This is a genomic window from Actinomyces sp. MRS3W (assembly GCF_032465695.1).
GTDB lineage: Bacteria > Actinomycetota > Actinomycetes > Actinomycetales > Actinomycetaceae > Actinomyces.
Window position 1 is genome coordinate 1 of the sequence record NZ_JAWDJJ010000112.1, and the last position, 14,755, is coordinate 14,755.

Annotated in this window: 15 protein-coding genes and 1 pseudogene; 6 read left to right on the forward strand and 10 right to left on the reverse strand. The window is 68.6% G+C overall.

Annotated elements, in window-relative coordinates:
* Nucleotides 1–105: 105 nt before the first annotated feature.
* The 5 genes from RWX45_RS03575 to RWX45_RS03595 form a co-directional block, all read right to left on the reverse strand.
* On the reverse strand, nucleotides 106–702 hold the full coding sequence (locus RWX45_RS03575; RefSeq protein ID WP_316022420.1) for an O-acetyl-ADP-ribose deacetylase: 597 nt from the start codon (nucleotides 700–702) through the stop codon (nucleotides 106–108).
* Nucleotides 703–764: 62 nt separating this feature from the next.
* Nucleotides 765–2,798: an FAD-dependent oxidoreductase gene (locus RWX45_RS03580; RefSeq protein WP_316022406.1), complete on the reverse strand. Its 2,034-nt coding sequence runs from the start codon at nucleotides 2,796–2,798 to the stop codon at nucleotides 765–767.
* 304 nt (nucleotides 2,799–3,102) lie between these two features.
* A complete protein-coding gene (locus tag RWX45_RS03585; protein WP_316022407.1) occupies nucleotides 3,103–3,840 on the reverse strand; it encodes a 4'-phosphopantetheinyl transferase in 738 nt (245 codons plus the stop codon).
* Complete coding sequence (gene dtd, locus RWX45_RS03590; protein ID WP_316022408.1) at nucleotides 3,837–4,292, reverse strand: D-aminoacyl-tRNA deacylase; 456 nt, start codon at nucleotides 4,290–4,292, stop codon at nucleotides 3,837–3,839. The genes RWX45_RS03585 and dtd overlap by 4 nt, the downstream gene beginning before the upstream one ends.
* Complete coding sequence (locus tag RWX45_RS03595) at nucleotides 4,292–4,678, reverse strand: DUF2516 family protein (RefSeq protein WP_316022409.1); 387 nt, start codon at nucleotides 4,676–4,678, stop codon at nucleotides 4,292–4,294. The genes dtd and RWX45_RS03595 overlap by 1 nt, the downstream gene beginning before the upstream one ends.
* Nucleotides 4,679–4,957: 279 nt before the next feature.
* Here RWX45_RS03595 and fucP point away from each other — a divergent pair, with 279 nt between their 5' ends.
* Nucleotides 4,958–6,316 (forward strand): L-fucose:H+ symporter permease, encoded by a 1,359-nt coding sequence (gene fucP / locus RWX45_RS03600; RefSeq protein ID WP_316022410.1) that lies wholly within the window; start codon nucleotides 4,958–4,960, stop codon nucleotides 6,314–6,316.
* Nucleotides 6,313–7,605 carry an ABC transporter substrate-binding protein gene (locus tag RWX45_RS03605; RefSeq protein WP_316022411.1) on the forward strand — a complete coding sequence of 431 codons (1,293 nt, stop codon included), beginning with the start codon at nucleotides 6,313–6,315 and terminating at the stop codon, nucleotides 7,603–7,605. The genes fucP and RWX45_RS03605 overlap by 4 nt, the downstream gene beginning before the upstream one ends.
* A gap of 171 nt (nucleotides 7,606–7,776) precedes the next feature.
* On the opposite strand, the gene RWX45_RS03610 is transcribed toward RWX45_RS03605, so the two are convergent.
* Together RWX45_RS03610 and RWX45_RS03615 are read right to left on the reverse strand one after the other, a co-directional pair.
* A complete protein-coding gene (locus RWX45_RS03610; RefSeq protein ID WP_316022412.1) occupies nucleotides 7,777–8,067 on the reverse strand; it encodes a putative quinol monooxygenase in 291 nt (96 codons plus the stop codon).
* Nucleotides 8,068–8,271: 204 nt separating this feature from the next.
* A complete protein-coding gene (locus tag RWX45_RS03615; RefSeq protein ID WP_316022413.1) occupies nucleotides 8,272–8,475 on the reverse strand; it encodes a hypothetical protein in 204 nt (67 codons plus the stop codon).
* Between the two features lie 249 nt (nucleotides 8,476–8,724).
* Here RWX45_RS03615 and RWX45_RS03620 point away from each other — a divergent pair, with 249 nt between their 5' ends.
* Genes RWX45_RS03620 through RWX45_RS03630 form a run of 3 tightly spaced genes read left to right on the forward strand, consistent with a single transcriptional unit; the run spans nucleotide 8,725 to nucleotide 11,239 of the window.
* Nucleotides 8,725–9,714 (forward strand): ABC transporter ATP-binding protein, encoded by a 990-nt coding sequence (locus RWX45_RS03620; RefSeq protein ID WP_316022414.1) that lies wholly within the window; start codon nucleotides 8,725–8,727, stop codon nucleotides 9,712–9,714.
* Nucleotides 9,711–10,469, forward strand: a complete 759-nt coding sequence (locus RWX45_RS03625) for an ABC transporter permease (protein WP_316022415.1) — start codon at nucleotides 9,711–9,713, stop codon at nucleotides 10,467–10,469. Before RWX45_RS03620 ends, RWX45_RS03625 begins: the two co-directional genes overlap by 4 nt.
* Before the next feature lie 32 nt (nucleotides 10,470–10,501).
* Nucleotides 10,502–11,239, forward strand: coding sequence for an ABC transporter permease (locus RWX45_RS03630; RefSeq protein WP_316022416.1), 738 nt, complete (start codon nucleotides 10,502–10,504; stop codon nucleotides 11,237–11,239).
* Nucleotides 11,240–11,342: 103 nt separating this feature from the next.
* On the opposite strand, the gene RWX45_RS03635 is transcribed toward RWX45_RS03630, so the two are convergent.
* From RWX45_RS03635 to RWX45_RS03645, 3 genes are read right to left on the reverse strand one after another with little or no spacing between them, the layout of a single operon-like run.
* Entirely contained in the window at nucleotides 11,343–12,629 is a 1,287-nt protein-coding gene (locus RWX45_RS03635; RefSeq protein ID WP_316022417.1) for a folate-binding protein, read from the reverse strand.
* Complete coding sequence (locus RWX45_RS03640) at nucleotides 12,629–13,345, reverse strand: FABP family protein (RefSeq protein WP_316022418.1); 717 nt, start codon at nucleotides 13,343–13,345, stop codon at nucleotides 12,629–12,631. The genes RWX45_RS03635 and RWX45_RS03640 overlap by 1 nt, the downstream gene beginning before the upstream one ends.
* Nucleotides 13,346–13,391: 46 nt before the next feature.
* Complete coding sequence (locus tag RWX45_RS03645; RefSeq protein ID WP_410050670.1) at nucleotides 13,392–14,264, reverse strand: tellurium resistance protein TerC; 873 nt, start codon at nucleotides 14,262–14,264, stop codon at nucleotides 13,392–13,394.
* Between the two features lie 134 nt (nucleotides 14,265–14,398).
* Here RWX45_RS03645 and RWX45_RS03650 point away from each other — a divergent pair.
* Nucleotides 14,399–14,755, forward strand: a pseudogene (locus RWX45_RS03650) (DNA-binding response regulator); the annotation flags it as partial.

Sequence of the window (14,755 nt, forward strand, 5' to 3'; positions counted from 1 at the left end):
CAGGGGCAAGACATCATGCCGGCCGCCGCTGGCCCAGCCGCGAGGCTACTCCCGCGACCACAAACAAGGTAACGGGCGGGTGGGCGCTTGGCCCGCTCGGCCCACTCAGTCCCGGCCGGGTCCCGCGGCGAGCGCCTTCTGGAAGGCAGCAAGCAACCGGTCGGAGAAGAGGACGAAGCGCACCAGTTCCAGTCCGCCCGTCTGCTCCTGCGCGGCGTCGACGACGTCGGTGCCACATACCTGCATCCCACTGACCGTATCCGCCCGGGCGGCGAGTGCGCGCGCCTCGGCTACGGCGGCCTGGGCGACGGCGTCGGCGTCCCACCCGTAGATGCCGGCGGAGATGGCCGGCAGCGCCACCGAGCGGCAGCCGAGCTCCTGCGCCAGCTCCAAGCTGGAGCGGAAGGCGGCACGCAGGAGGGAGGGGTCGGTCTGGCCGGCATGACGGTTGGGGCCAACGGTGTGAATGACCCAGCGGGCGGGCAGGTCGAAGCCGGGCGTGGCCACGGCCTCCCCCACCGGTAGGCCGTCGGGCAGCGTGGTGGAGCGAAGCTCACGGCAGGCCTGAAGCAGGCGCGGTCCGGCGGCGCGGTGAATAGCGCCGTCGACACCGCCACCGCCGAGCAGACCGGAGTTGGCCGCGTTGACAATCGCATCCACCTCCTCGGTGGTGAGGTCCCCGCGCACTGCCTCAATCCGCATCATGTCTCCATTGTGTCAGCCACGTCCGCCAACGAGTACACCGCGCCTCCGCCGCCCCGCCGCTACTTCTCCAGCTGGCTGGCGACCTCGAAGGCGTCCCAGATCGCGTACATGATGTTCGCGCATCGACGCGCATCACCCATGACGTGGTAGGGGATGCCCGCGGCCTTGATCTCACCTTCCAGGTCCCGCTGCGACGTGTAGCCGATCGCCGTGACCACGGTCTGCGCCGGCAGTAGCCGCTGCTCGCCGTCGACGTTCACCAGCAGGCCGGCATCCGTCACCTGTTCGGCACGCGCGTTCGTGAGGACGTCGACGCCGCGGTAAGTCACCAGGTCGTGCAGCATGGCGTGGTTGGCCATGCAGGTGGGCGCGTTCTTCTCCAGGACGTCGGCCAGGGCCTCCACGATGGTGACCTCTGCGCCGCGTTCCCGCAGTGAGATGGCCAGCTCGCAACCGGTGAGGCCGCCACCGATGATCGCCACTTGGTCGCCGAGCGAGTCCTGGGACAGCAGCGCATCCGCGGCGTCAACCACCGGGATGCCCTCACCCAAATCGAGGTGCTGCGGGTTCGAGCCCGTGGCCAGCAGCACGTGATCCGCACCGGAGCGGCGGATGAGGTCGGCGTCGACACGGGAGCCCAGATGCACCTCGACCCCGAGAACCTCGAGTTGGCGTTCGTACCACGCGACCAGGGCGAGGTCGTCCTCCTTGAAGGAGGGCTGCCCGCCGGCGATGACCACCCCGCCGAGGTGATCGGAGGCCTCATGCAGCACGGGCACATGCCCGCGCTCGGCCAGTACCCGCGCCGCTTCCATCCCGGCGACGCCGCCGCCCACGATGAGAACCCGCATCCGGGTGCGGTCGTTGGCCGGCGGCATCGGCCGCTCGGTCTCGCGGGCGGCGAGCGGATTGACCGCGCACCGCAGTGACGAGTACTTCTCGATGCGCCCGATGCAGCCCTCCTGGCAGGAAATGCAGGGGCGGATGAGATCGCGCGCGCCGCGCTGGAGCTTATTGACGATCTCCGGGTCCGCCAGCGTTGGACGTGCCAGCGAGACCAGCGTGGCCGTGCCGTCGGCGGTGGCGGCCGCCGCCAGGTCCGGATCGTCCAGACGACCGGCCACAATGAGCGGAATCTCGGGGCAGGCCTCGTGCAGCTGACGCGCATAGGGCACGTACAGGCCCTTGGCCTGGTACATCGGCGGGTGGCTCCAGTACCAGGAGTCATAGGAGCCGACGTCGACGTCGAGCGCCTCATACCCGTAGGACACGAGCAGACGAGCAGCCTCGATTCCCTCATCCATATCCCGGCCCATCTCGGTGAAGGTCTCTCCCGGCATTGCACCCACGCCGAAGGCCTTAATCATGGACTTCGGGGAGAAACGCAATTGCACGGGGAAGTCGTCACCCGCGCCGGCATGAATGGCCTCAACCACCTCGCGCGCGAAGCGCAGCCGGTTCTCCAGCGAGCCGCCATACTCGTCGGTGCGGTGATTGAAATACGAAATCGCGAATTGGTCGAGCAGATAGCCCTCGTGCACCGCGTGCACCTGAATGCCGTCGAATCCCGCCGCACGCGCCACAGCCCCGGCAATGCGGAATTGCGCGACGACGCCCTGGATCTCCTCCACGGTCATTTCACGGCAAGTAATAGAAGGATCCCACCGGTAGGGTATGGCCGACGGCGCCACCGGCGTGCGCCCGCCGAGGATCGCCTTGGTGATGACGCGGCCGAAGCCGGCTCCTGCCTGGAGCACGATCTTGGCGCCGTAGCCGTGCACACGTTCGGTCAGGTCCCGACTGGTGGTCATAAAGATGCCGGGCGACTGCGTGGGGTTGGGGATGAGGCCCGGAGGGACGCCGTCGGCAGGGTTAGTCACCTGGCACACGCCGGTGATGATGAGCCCGATCCCGCCGCGAGCCCGGGTGGAGTAGAACTCAATCGCGCGCGCATTCCAACCGCCTTCCGCGGTAGCGAAGCCCAGCGGGCCCATGGAGCCCATGGCGTAATGGTTCTTGACCTCAATGCTGCCCACACGCGTGGGTTCGAATAATTCCGCGTGCGGCAATTGTGTTGATAGGGACGTAGACATACCGGTTCCTCCTTGAACTCGGCGAACCTCACATGAGGTAGGTCATATAGAGTAACATCCACTATCGGGCGCCGACCAGGCCCACGACTCGCGCCCACTCGGCATTCGCATCGACGCATCCGAAGCTATTGCCGCGCCTTCCCCACAAACACGCCAAAATGCGGAAAGTAGCCAAGCCTTTACTATCTACAGAGTGACTCTGGGAACAGAGTAGTTGACGGCGGACACCAACGCTCCTCGCATTTCCAACACAGCATATATCCGTCCGCCTATATTCAGAACCGTTCACCGGAGCAGTCGCTTATCAGTTCGGTGTCGGCCGCTGCGGGGATGGACTACCCGCGACCATCACGGCAGTCACCAGCAGGTCGTCCTCGGCGCCCCAGCGCCCCGCCAGTTTCCAGTCGGCTTCTCCGCCAAGTCCCGCCCCGCGAGGAGCGCCCGCCCCGGCAGCCGGGGCGGCTTCGTCGACGCGCGCACGCAGCCGGGCCGTAAAACCGCCGTCGAGACGAATGGCGACCTCGACGTCGACGAAGCCCGGCACGCTGCCCGCGCCCGCTGGCCACGCCTTGTAGATGCTCTCCTTGATGCTGAACAGCAGCCTCCCCACGGCCACGTCCGGCAACTGCCGAGCGAGTGAGTGCAGGCGCGCGGCCTCCGCCGGGGAGGCGATGCGGCTCAGCACCCCGGCCGGAAGCGGTCGGTTCGGTTCGGCGTCGATGCCGAGGGCGTCCGCCGTGTGCGCGAGCGCGACCGCTGCGGCCCGGTACCCTTCGCAGTGGGTCATGGAGCCGACGACGTCGTCGGGCCAGGTCGGTTCGCCCCGCGGCCCCGGCACCATGGCCGGGCGCGTACGGTCCAGCTCTGCCAGCGCCTGCCCGGCGCAGTGACGCACCGTGGTGAACTCGGCGCGGCGCTTGGCCGAGGCTCCCTCCAGATAGGCGCGCTCCTGCGGGAACAACGGGGCGTCAACGTCGCCCCGGCATTCGACCACAACAACCGATTCCGGAAGCAGCGGGCGCAACAGCGCTGGGACGCTCACGCCTCCACCAGAATCGTCACCGGTCCGTCGAGTTCGGCGTTGATGTCCATATGCGCGCCGAAGCTGCCGGTGGCCACCTCCAGGCCGCGGCCGCGCAACTCGTCCACCACGGCTCCCACCAGCGGTTCGGCGACCTCGCCCGGCGCGGCGCCGTTCCACGACGGCCGCCGCCCCTTGCGCACATCGGCATACAGGGTGAACTGGGATACCACCAGCACCGGTGCTCCCAGATCGGTTACCGAGACCTCCCGGCCCGGCCCGCCGCCGTCGTCGCCGGGGCCGTCGAAGAGCCGCAGCTCGGCGATCTTGCGGGCGATGGTCGCGACCTGCGCGGCGCCGTCGTCGTGGGTGACGCCGACCAGTGCCAGCAATCCGGGGCGGTCAATGGCGCCGACCACCTGGCCGTCGGCCCGCACGGCCGCGCGGTGCACCCGCTGCAGGACGGCGCGCATCAGCGGCCGGGACTCCAGTCGCGCGGGCCACGACCGCCCTGGTCCTTGCCACGCCCCGGGAAACGAATGGTGGAGCGCACTCGCACGGGCGAGTAGTACCGCAGGGCGGGGCGGACGTCGGCGAGGTAAACGGCGTTGGCGACCACGCCCAGCAGCCCCAGCATGGAGGCGGCGCCCATGAACAGCACGACGGCGATGCCGGCGGCGTTGACGCCGATCCAGAAGCCCTTGGTGCGCTTGCCCGCGGCGATGAAGTGCGAGGAATCGTGGGTGAGGGTGTCAATGAGCGCCCAGACGCCCAGCCCCACGGCGGCGAGCTGTGCGAGCCGCCAGATCCAGCTGACGGTGATCGCGAGGTAGTGGGCGATGACAACCAGAATATCCACGCTTCTACTCTATCCGCGGCCGCGTCCGGCCGCGAGGTCCTCCCCCGTGGGCGAAGACCACCGCGGCGGGGAAGAACAATACATGCCACCGACGCCGCTATCGCTCGTAGAACAACCGCGCAGGGCACCTCAAGAACAACATTCCGTACCTGCGCTCCCACCGCATGAGCATGATATGGTTTAGCTCACATAGTCGGCGATCGCCCCAGTCCCGCATCCATCCGCCGCATTCATCTCATCCTCAACGCCAACCGCATCACCGCCGATCCGGGAGCTCCCATGACGGCCCTGGCCGAAACGAACAACCAGCCAGAATCCCCCACTTCCCCCAGAATCCTGTACCCGGGCGCCGCCATGCTCCTGGTGGCGGTCATCGGCTGCTTCACCGCCTGGGGCATTGCTGCGGATCTGACCACCCCGATGGTCTCCGGTTTCAAGCGCATCTTCGACATGTCCTCCTTCCAGGCGTCGCTGGTGCAGATGGCCTACTACGGCGCGTACTTCCTGCTGGCGATCCCCGCCGCCCTCATCAATTCCCGCTGGGGCTACAAGGCGGGCATGGTCTCCGGCCTGGCGCTCGCCTCCCTGGGCGCCTTCGGCTTTTGGCCCGCCTCCCAGGTGATGACCTACGGCGCCTTCCTGGCCGCCCTGTTCGCCATCGCCGCCGGCTGCTCACTGCTGGAGACCTCCGCCAGCCCCTACGTCATCTCCCTCGGCCCAGAGGAGACCTCCACCCGACGGCTCAACCTCGCTCAGGCCTTCAACCCGCTGGGCACCAACATCGGCGTGCTCATCGCCTCCACGCTCATCCTTCCCAAGCTCGACACCCCGGTGAACCTGGCCGACGTCAGCCCGGAGACCGAACGCGCGATCCGCGCCGAGCAGCTGCGCGCCGTCACCGGACCCTACATCGGGCTCGGCATCCTGCTGGCCATCATTCTGGTCATCATCTTCGTCCAGAAAGCCCCGCCCACCCCGCCCGGGGCCGACGACGATGCCAGGCCCGCCAGCCCACTGGCCACCCTGTGGCGCTCGAAACGGTATCGCTACGGAGTGATCGCACAGTTCTTCGACGTGGCCGCCCAGGTGTGCTGCTGGACCTACATCATCCAGTACACCCAGCAGGCGCTGAACGGCTCCCTGCAGCTGGGCTCACAGATGCTGCAGATCAGCCTCATCGTCTTCCTCATCGCCCGCTTCCTCATGACCGCTGTCATCGCCCGCATCCGCGCCACCAAAGTGATGGCCGTCCTCGGGGCCGTGGCCGTGGGCCTGTGCGTCTACGCCTCGCTGCGCCCCGACATCACCGGCGTCATCGCCATTATCTCGGCGTCCTTCTGCCTGTCGCTGATGTTCCCCACGATCTACGGTGTGGCCCTGTCCGGGCTCGGGGACGCCACCAAGTTCGGCGCCGCGGGCCTGGTCATGGCGATCGTCGGCGGGGCCATCATGCCGATGGTCCAGGGGCGGGTCATGGACGCCACCAGCGCAGCGACCTCGTTCATTGTGCCGGCGGTGTGCTTCGCCATGGTGACCGCCTACGCGATCTATGACCTGCGCGCCCCCATCCAGCGAAGTTCCGCTGTGCCCTCCACTACGACCGCAGATACAACCTCAGAGAGGAAGGCCCAGTCATGACTTCCCTGAGAAAACGCGCCGCCGCCCTCATCGCGGCGACCAGCACCGCCCTCGCTCTCACCGCCTGCGGGGGAACCGCCACCCAATCCGACTCCATTGAGGTGCTGTCCTGGTGGACCTCGGCGTCGGAGTCCGTCGCCCTGGATACGCTCGTCGACGCCTACCAGGATCGCGACCCCGAAGTGTCCGTAGACCAGTTGGCCGTCGTCGGCGGCGCCGGCTCCCAAGCCCACGTAACTCTGGCCTCCCGCCTCGCCCGCGGCGACGCCCCCGACGTGTGGCAGTCGCTGACCGCCGGGAACATCACGGCGTGGCAAGAGTCCGGCAGTGTCGCCGACGTGTCCTCCCTGTTCACCGACGAGGTCACCGCCCAGCTCCCCGAGGAGGTCCTGGACTCCGTCACGGTCGGCTCCACGCAGTACGCGGCCCCACTGTCCGCGCACCGGGCGAACATCCTCATGTTCAACCGCGAGGTGCTGGAGGAGGCAGGCATTGACGAGCCGGGGACGGGTTACACGCTCGATGGCCTGCTCACCGACCTGGACACCCTGCAGGACCAGGGGACCACACCCCTGTGCATCGGTGGGGCCGACTCCATCACCACGGCGGGGCTGTTCGAATCCGTGCTGCTGGCCACCGTGGGCGAGGAGGGCTGGACCCAGATCGAGGCCGATCGCTTCGACTGGTCCGGTGAGCAGGTGGCCGAGGCCCTCGAGGTCTTCGGCCGGCTCATGGATCACACCGATTCCGACGACGCCGACCGTACCTGGGATGAGGCGGCCGGGCGGCTGGCGGACGGAGAGTGCGGCTTCTACCAGATGAATGACGGTGCCCTGACCGAGTCCGAGGCCCTCGCCGGATCCACCACCGGAGATTCCCCGGTCTCCTCCGTGGTCTTCCCGGGGACCGAGGGCACCTTCCTCATCGTGGTGGACGCGTTCGTCCGCTCCTCCTCTTCGGCCAGCAGCGAGGACGCCGACGCCTTCCTCACCACGGTTCTGGACCCGCAGGTGCAGACCGCCGTCTGCGAGGTCAAGGGCTGCGTGCCGGTACGCAATGACGCCGACGTTTCCACACTCACCTCCTACCAGCAACAGGCAGCCGAGGATCTGCGCAGTCAGACGGTTCTCAACGCCATCTCCTACGGCGAGGTGATCTCCCCGGCGATGCAGGACGGCTTCTTCAAAGCTGTCAAGAACTACCTGGATACGGGGGATGCCTCGGCTTCGACCTTCGCCCGTATTCTCACCGAGCGGATTAGCGAGGGCGCCGCCGGCCCCAACGTCTGACCCGACTGCGCGGGCCGGGCATCCGTTGCCCGGCCCGCTTCCCATGCTCGATGAAATGCGGCGCGTCTTCGGCGCGATGCGGCGACCACCGCGCCGGAGGCGAGGACTCACCGCATCGCCGTCGCCCCTTGCCGCCCGTCAACTGCAGAATGGCCGTTGCCGCGGATGCCGTCAGCCGATCTGGTCCAGGAAGGTCAACACCGAGTGCGGCTCTTCAATGCGCTCCTCCAAACGAGCGTTGAAGGGGCCGCCGTAGGGCATACCCAGGTGGGTCTGGAAGGCGTCCTCGTCCACGTAGGCCTCCATGACGAAGAACTTCGCGGGGTCGTCACTGTGACGGTAAACGTCGAAGACGCGGTTTCCGGGCTCGCTGCGGACCTGCTCGGCGAAGTCGCAGATCATCTGGGCGACCTCATCCTCGAATCCGGGCTTGGCGGTGAACTGCGAGTGCAGAATCTTCATGGCTCCTCCTCAGGGCGCGTATACGTCCGCGTAGCGATTCTATGATGCGCGTCACGTAGACGGTAGGGTTGGTGCCTTGTCAGACCCGCACCAGGTCATCACACATACACGCTGGCGGGCCAGACGCTCACGCTTCGCCGACCGCATCGAGCACCAGATCATCCGCATGCGCAGGCGGCCATGCAGGGCCGACCCATCGCCGAGTCAGCCGTGGGTGCGGCGGTGCAGGCCGTGGAACATGTCGTGAGTCATGAGCCGTGCGACGGGACGGATGGTTCGCAGCATTCGGCGGGCGGCGAGCGTGTGCGGCACATACCGCTCGCGCACCGTGAGGCGGCAGGCGTGCAGTCCCGTCGGCGTGAGGATATCCGCGCCGGAGTCGTCAACGCCGGATGGCTTGTCAAGCATGTTGGAGGAGCCGAAAGCGCCGCGCCCACATCCCATCTGCATCACCCATCAACCCATAGCGCCAACATCCGGCAGCCCATCCTTCGTCGACCATCACATGTATTGGTTGCACGATCACCAAGGCCGTAGATACTGTTGCCCCCCACCACGTTTGGAATCATGATGACGACCTGGAACTGCACGGTTCTGGTCGCGTGCTGAGCGAAAACATGACGAGCGCCGGGATCGGAATCAAAGGACTCAACAACATTGTCTGATAGCACTCAAGTCCTGAAGGCATTCCGACTGCGGCGCGTCTTCGGTAAAGAGAAATTCGTTGCCGTCGACGACCTGTCCTTAAGCGTCGAGCCCGGCGAGATACACGCGCTGCTGGGCCCCAACGGCGCAGGCAAGACAACCACCGTGCGTATGTGCGCCACGTTGCTCACACCCACCGCCGGTGAGATCCAGATCGACGGCGTGGACGCCGTCCGTCGCCCTGAGGCAGCGCGCGCACGCCTCGGACTGGTGCTCGGCGGAGAACTCGGCTTCTATCCGCGCGCCACCGCCCGGGACAACCTGCTGTTCTTCGCCGATCTGCAGGGGTTGGACCGGCGTCGCCGTAAGCAGGCCGTGGATACGGCGCTCGAGCGCATGGGTCTGGCCGAGGTCGCCATCCGGAAGGCAGGGGCGTTCTCCCGCGGCATGCTGCAGCGCCTGCACCTGGCACGCGCCCTGCTCGGCTCTCCCCCGTTGCTACTGCTGGACGAGCCGACCACCGGCCTGGATCCGGACGTCGCCCTGCAGGTGCGCGACCTGATCCGGGAACTGGCCGCCGCCGGCACCGGCGTGCTGTTGACCTCCCACTCCATGCCGGAGGTTGAGGAGCTCGCTGACCTCATCAGCGTGATCGGGGCCGGCCGAATTGTCACGCGCGGCAGCGTGCGCGACGTCGCCGCCCACGCCGGTATCAGCATGACCAGCAGCTTCACCCTGCCCGCCCGTCACGCGGATGCCGCCGCCCGGCTGCAAGAGCGGCTGAGCGACAGCGCCGTCGTGGTTCAGCGTCCCGTCTCTAGCCGGTGGACGGTTACCGTCTATTGGTCTGTTGGCGATTCCGCCGCGGACCGGGAAGCCCTTAACGCTGCGCTGATCACGGCTTTGGACGACATCGGGACGCCGACGCCCACGGATCTGGTCACTCGCCCGGCCTCACTCGAAGAGGCCTATCTGGCCCTGGCCGACAGGCTCGCACGATGATCCGGCAACTGCGCATGACTGCCTTCCACGTCCGCCAGTTCGTGTCCGTCCCCTACTTCCTCCAGCTCATGGTCTTCACGACAATCGTCACCACGCTGGTGCAGTTCCTGGCAGCCCGCGCTTGGGGCGGGATTACTCCTACCCAGGGGTGGGTACGTGGCGGCGTGATCGGCATGTGGACCACGGCCACTTGCGCCGCCGGCATTATCGGCTTCGAGCGACACAAGCGGACTCTGGCACACCTGGTCATGGCGCCGATCGGTTCTCTGCGTTCCCTTGCAGCAGTCGTCTCAGCCGCCGCCTGCTTCGGGCTGGCGGCGCTACCCGTAGCGTGGTGCACGTGGGCGGTAGCGTCCGGGTCGGTGGACTTCACCGTCCCCGGCTGGAGCGGAGCAGGGCGCATGGTACTGGCCGCCGTCCTGCTGCTTGCCGGCTGTCTGACGTTGACCTTTGTGATCGCCGCACTGTTCGTGCTCACTCCCAACGCGATCGCATACGAGGAGCTGTTGCTGGTGCCGGTGTTCATCGCCTCGGGCATCCTGTTCACCTCCACGTCGCCGCCGTCCTGGCTGGCTACGATCAGCCGTTTCCTCCCCCTGTCCGTACCGTTCGACCTGCTGCTCGGGCGCGCTGTCAGCGCCGTCGATGCGGTCGGCTGGTTGGTGTGTGTGGCCGTCTGGCTGTGTCTGGCTACCGTCCTGGGACGCCGGGCGCTGCGGCTGGCTACGCGCGCCGGCACCCTGGAGATGATCTGATGGGTGGGTTCGTCCGGCGAATGACCTCGGGCGTGCGCGTCACATGGGCGTCGTCAACAGCCTTCGCCACCGTGGGCACGGCCGTGGTGACGCTGCTATTGCTACCGCTGCTCAACATCGCCTACGACGTGCTGCTGGGCGCTGACCTGTCCGCTCCCGACCTGGTGCGCACGGGTTACGCCGCCGCGCTCGTGGCCCTGGCGAGTTCTGTATGCGCTGGAGTCGTCGGCACCGTCGCCACCGACCGCAACCTGGGCGTCTTCCAGGAGGTGCACATGCGTCGTCGCATCGATCCGGCCTACTGGCTGGCGGTGGCAGTCGTACCCGCGCTGCTGGCCGTGCTGACCGGGGCGGCCGCTATCGGCGCAGTCTTCCTCCTCTCCCCCGGCCACGATTCCGCGATGCTGCTGCGCGTCATTGCGTTCGCGCCGATCGCCGTCGTATGCGGGCTGCTCCTGGGCGTGAGCGCGGCGGGCATCGGCGTCGATCTGCCGGATCCTTACCTGGGCGCAACCATCGTGTCGACTTTCCTGCCTTTGTTGACCGGCGTAATTGTTCCGCTGTCCGTCTGCCCCGGCTGGTTACGGATACTGGCCGGGTTTGCGCCTGTTAGCGGTACGGTCACGGCGCTCGACGCAGCTACCGGAGACATCGCGCCGATGCTTGTGCACGATCTGTTGGTCGCACTCGTCTGGTCAGCAGTGGGGCTGGTAGCCACCCGGCACGCCATCACCCGACTGCGCGCCGGACTACGCCGCGACGTCGTCTGACACGGCACCGCCGCCGACAGACCGGTGACCGTATCGACCGGTCTCGACACGTCATTAGTGCCGGTTTCGGCATGTTATTAGTGCCGGTTTCGGTGAGGGGTGGTCAGCGGAGCAGGTCGCGGCCGGCTGCCTGGCCACGTGTCTCTCTGCGGGCCAGCCCGGCGCCGGGGCGTTCGGCGGGACTGGCCTGCGCCCGGCCCTCGGGCGAGACCAGCGGCTCCTGCGCGGCATCCACACGGGCAACAACCTCCGGCTCCTCGTCAGGCTCGGCCGCGTCGCGCGGATCGGGCTCGGCGGTGATGTCCACGGTGAGCGGCGCATCCGCGGGCACGCCCCGGCGCAGCAGCGCCAGTGCCATGGGTCCGTAATCCACGTGGCGGACCACCGAGGTGACCGCCCCGACGGCGCGCTCGCCCCATCGCACCGTTGCACCCGGCAGCGGCATCTGCCCGGTGAAGCCGTCGAGCTGCAAAACAGTCAGGCGGCGTGGCGGCCGCCCCAGGTTGAGGGTGCGAGCCACAGTCTCCTGCCCCGGATAGCAACCCTTGCTCAGGTGCACGGCGGTGCGCAGCCAGTCCAGTTCATGCGGGATCGTGCGGGCGTCCACCTCCCGAGCCCATCGGGGCCGGCCCGCCTCCACCCGCAGCGCCTCCCAGGCCACAGAACCCGCGAGGCTGCGCCCGGGCATGCCCGGCGCGGCGCCAGCGGTGCCGCGCGCGCCGTCTGTGCCCGCTGCTTCCTCACCACCGCCGGCGAGGAAGGCCTGGGCGACCTGCCCGGCAGCATCGGCGCCCACGAGCACCCAGGTGGCCCGGTAGCCCGCACCGGGGTGGGGCCGATCCAGACCCACGTCGTAGCTGGTGCCGCCCTCGACGACCCCGGGCCACGGGTCGCGCCAGGTGGCGACATAGGCGTCTGCGGCCCGGGCGGCCGCCTCCAGGGCGGACCCGCCCTCCCCTAGGGCCGCCAGCACGGCCACGTCCTCGCGGAAGGAGACCTCTACGCGCAGCATGAAGCGCATGGAATCCAGGAACTGCGCCAGCGCCTGACCGCGCCCGGCTTCGGTGACGAGTAGCAGGGTCTCGCCGTCGTCCACGCAAGCCAGCGCGTGGGTGATGTGTCCCTGGGCGTCGAGCAGCAGTGCCTCGACGCCGCCGTCGCCGGGGACCAGACGCGCCATTTCCTGACTGGACAGGGAGTTCAGCCAGCTCAGGCGGTCGGGCCCGGTGACGGCGACGACGTCGCGGGCCAGGGCACTGGCAGCGCGCCCGGCGGCCAGCGCATTCTGCTCGCGTAAGGGAGCGCCATAACGGGCCGGGACGGAGGCGTCGACGTCGTCGTCGGGGTTGGGGACGGCGTCGGCGCGCGCGAGAAGGGGACTGCGCCGCATCAGAGCGTGGCGCCCCGCGCGGACGTAGCGGCTGCGCCTGCGCCGCGGGCGGCCTCATCGGCGGCAATGGCCTCGCGCAGGGCGGCCCCGGGGTCGGCCTGGGTGCCGTCCTCGACCCGGCCCAGGCGCCCGGAGGCGTAGGACTTCAGTTCCTGCTCACCGAAGGCGGCCATGTCCTGAGTCCACATGAGTTCGCCGCCGACCAGCCCGAACATGCGGCTCATCTCGGTGACGTCGGCGGCGGTGCGGGTACGGCCGACGGCCTGGGTGCCGACCTGGGCGCGCGGCCCCTGGATCCAGCCCTCCCACACGCCGACGTGCCCGGCGGGGTCGGTGGAGACCAATTCCAGAGAGGTGATAGGGGTCTTCGAGGCGGGACCGCCGCCGGCCTCCTCGCCGTCGGGAGCTTCCTGGCCGGTGGGCCGCCAGAAGGTCGTCTCGGTGGACCAGATCTGGGCGGGAGCCAGGCGGGAGGCACCCTCCAGGCCGGGCATCTCGAAGTCGAGGTTCTCACTGCGGGTGGCGTCCACCGTCCAGATAGTGCTGGTCTGGCGCAGGTAGGGACCGCCGTCGTGGTCGAAGGTCATCTCCTGGTAGACGGCCTGCTCGGGCACGGCCTCCCCGTAGGTGAGGATGCCGTAGCCGCGCCAGGTGCCCACCAGCCAGGCCAGCGGGTAGAGCTCGGGGGCGAGGTCGTCGGGAATCGTGAACGCCATAGGTGCAGGGTACGGCCGGGAGCGGGCGGGCGCCACGGCCCCAGCGTCAGCCGGCAATGAAACTGCCCATGACCCGCGCAATGGCGTACACCGGCGCGCCCAACGCCAGAATCGGCACGATCGCACTGGCCACGGCGGCCCGCCCGCCGGGCACCCAGCGGTGGGTCCACAGCACTCGGTTGGCCACGGCCATGAGCACGCCCGCCACGAAACCCGCCACGAGGCAGGCGGCCGCCGACTGCAGCGAAGGCTCCAGCCCCACATGGCTCGCCCCGAAGAAGCCAACCGAGGCCAGCGCCCCGCCCGCGGCGCCCGCCACGAGTGCCGGGAGCGTCATGGTGAGCACTTCGAGTACGGTCGCGCGCACATTGAGGGTGGTCAGCAGGGCTCCGGTGAACAGGGCCAGTGTGCACGGCACAATGACGGCGGGGTCGGCAATTCCGGTGCGCAGGGCACACCAGCCGGCGCCGGAGATCATGACCAGGTTCCCGGTGACGGTTGCCGACAGGTCCTCCACCAGGTGCTTGCGGCCGTCCCGTCTGGTCATCTGCGCCACGAAGGCCGCCAGCACACTGAAGGCCATGACCACCCCGGCCATACCGAAGTCGTTGGTGATGGCCACCAGGACCGCGGCGCTCAGCCCGGTCAGGGCGAGGACGGCGGTGGCGCCCGGGTCGTGCCGAGCGCGCAGCAGCGCCGGCCAACCCTGGGCCGTCAGCGGCACCAGCAGGACGACGACGACCAGCCGCACCCAGGCGGGCAGAGCCGCGGAGACGGCCAGCAGCACGGGAACGATGCCGGCCACGGCCAACCGGGTCCAGGCGGGGTCGACCAGCCCCACCTCAATGGGGAGATTACCGCCGCGGCGCGTCCCGAAACTGTCGGGGTCCGCCGTGCCGGGCGCATCCTGGGTGTTCACGGTCGCATCGTCCCACACCTGCCGACGGCGTATGTAGTCGCGCGACGCGATTCGGTCGTGTCATCCGCGCGCAGACGCAAATGTGGTTCACTGATGACCCGAGCCCCCGCAGGGGCCGGAGGGAGGCGACCTGAGTGCGCGTCATCATGCTGACCCGTGAGGACGACGCCACCGTCGTCGTCCCCGCCATGTCCTTCCTCGACTGCCAGGTGGACTGCCTGCCGCCGGTGCCCGCCTCCTACAGCGCCGTCGACGATGCCGACGTGGTCATGGTTGATGCCCGCGGGGATCTCATGCGCGCCCGCGCCCTGTGCCAGCTGCTGGCCGGGCCCATGGACTGCCCGCCGATCATCCTGGTGCTCCAGGAGGGCGGCGCCGCCGTCGTCCAGCCCGACTGGGGGGCGACGGACTTCATCATGTCCGGGGCCGCACCCGCCGAGCTCGGCGCGCGGTTGCGGCTGGTGCGTGTGCGCACCGCGAAAGAGACGCCG

What these genes read in the sequence shown, in the direction of transcription:
- RWX45_RS03575 (WP_316022420.1), bottom strand. Translation starts at nt 702, where the DNA reads ATGCGGATTGAGGCAGTGCGCGGGGACCTCACCACCGAGGAGGTGGAT.
- RWX45_RS03580 (WP_316022406.1), bottom strand. Translation starts at nt 2,798, where the DNA reads ATGTCTACGTCCCTATCAACACAATTGCCGCACGCGGAATTATTCGAA.
- dtd (WP_316022408.1), bottom strand. Translation starts at nt 4,292, where the DNA reads ATGCGCGCCGTCCTGCAGCGGGTGCACCGCGCGGCCGTGCGGGCCGAC.
- fucP (WP_316022410.1), top strand. Translation starts at nt 4,958, where the DNA reads ATGACGGCCCTGGCCGAAACGAACAACCAGCCAGAATCCCCCACTTCC.
- RWX45_RS03605 (WP_316022411.1), top strand. Translation starts at nt 6,313, where the DNA reads ATGACTTCCCTGAGAAAACGCGCCGCCGCCCTCATCGCGGCGACCAGC.
- RWX45_RS03610 (WP_316022412.1), bottom strand. Translation starts at nt 8,067, where the DNA reads ATGAAGATTCTGCACTCGCAGTTCACCGCCAAGCCCGGATTCGAGGAT.
- RWX45_RS03615 (WP_316022413.1), bottom strand. Translation starts at nt 8,475, where the DNA reads ATGCTTGACAAGCCATCCGGCGTTGACGACTCCGGCGCGGATATCCTC.
- RWX45_RS03625 (WP_316022415.1), top strand. Translation starts at nt 9,711, where the DNA reads ATGATCCGGCAACTGCGCATGACTGCCTTCCACGTCCGCCAGTTCGTG.
- RWX45_RS03635 (WP_316022417.1), bottom strand. Translation starts at nt 12,629, where the DNA reads ATGCGGCGCAGTCCCCTTCTCGCGCGCGCCGACGCCGTCCCCAACCCC.
- RWX45_RS03640 (WP_316022418.1), bottom strand. Translation starts at nt 13,345, where the DNA reads ATGGCGTTCACGATTCCCGACGACCTCGCCCCCGAGCTCTACCCGCTG.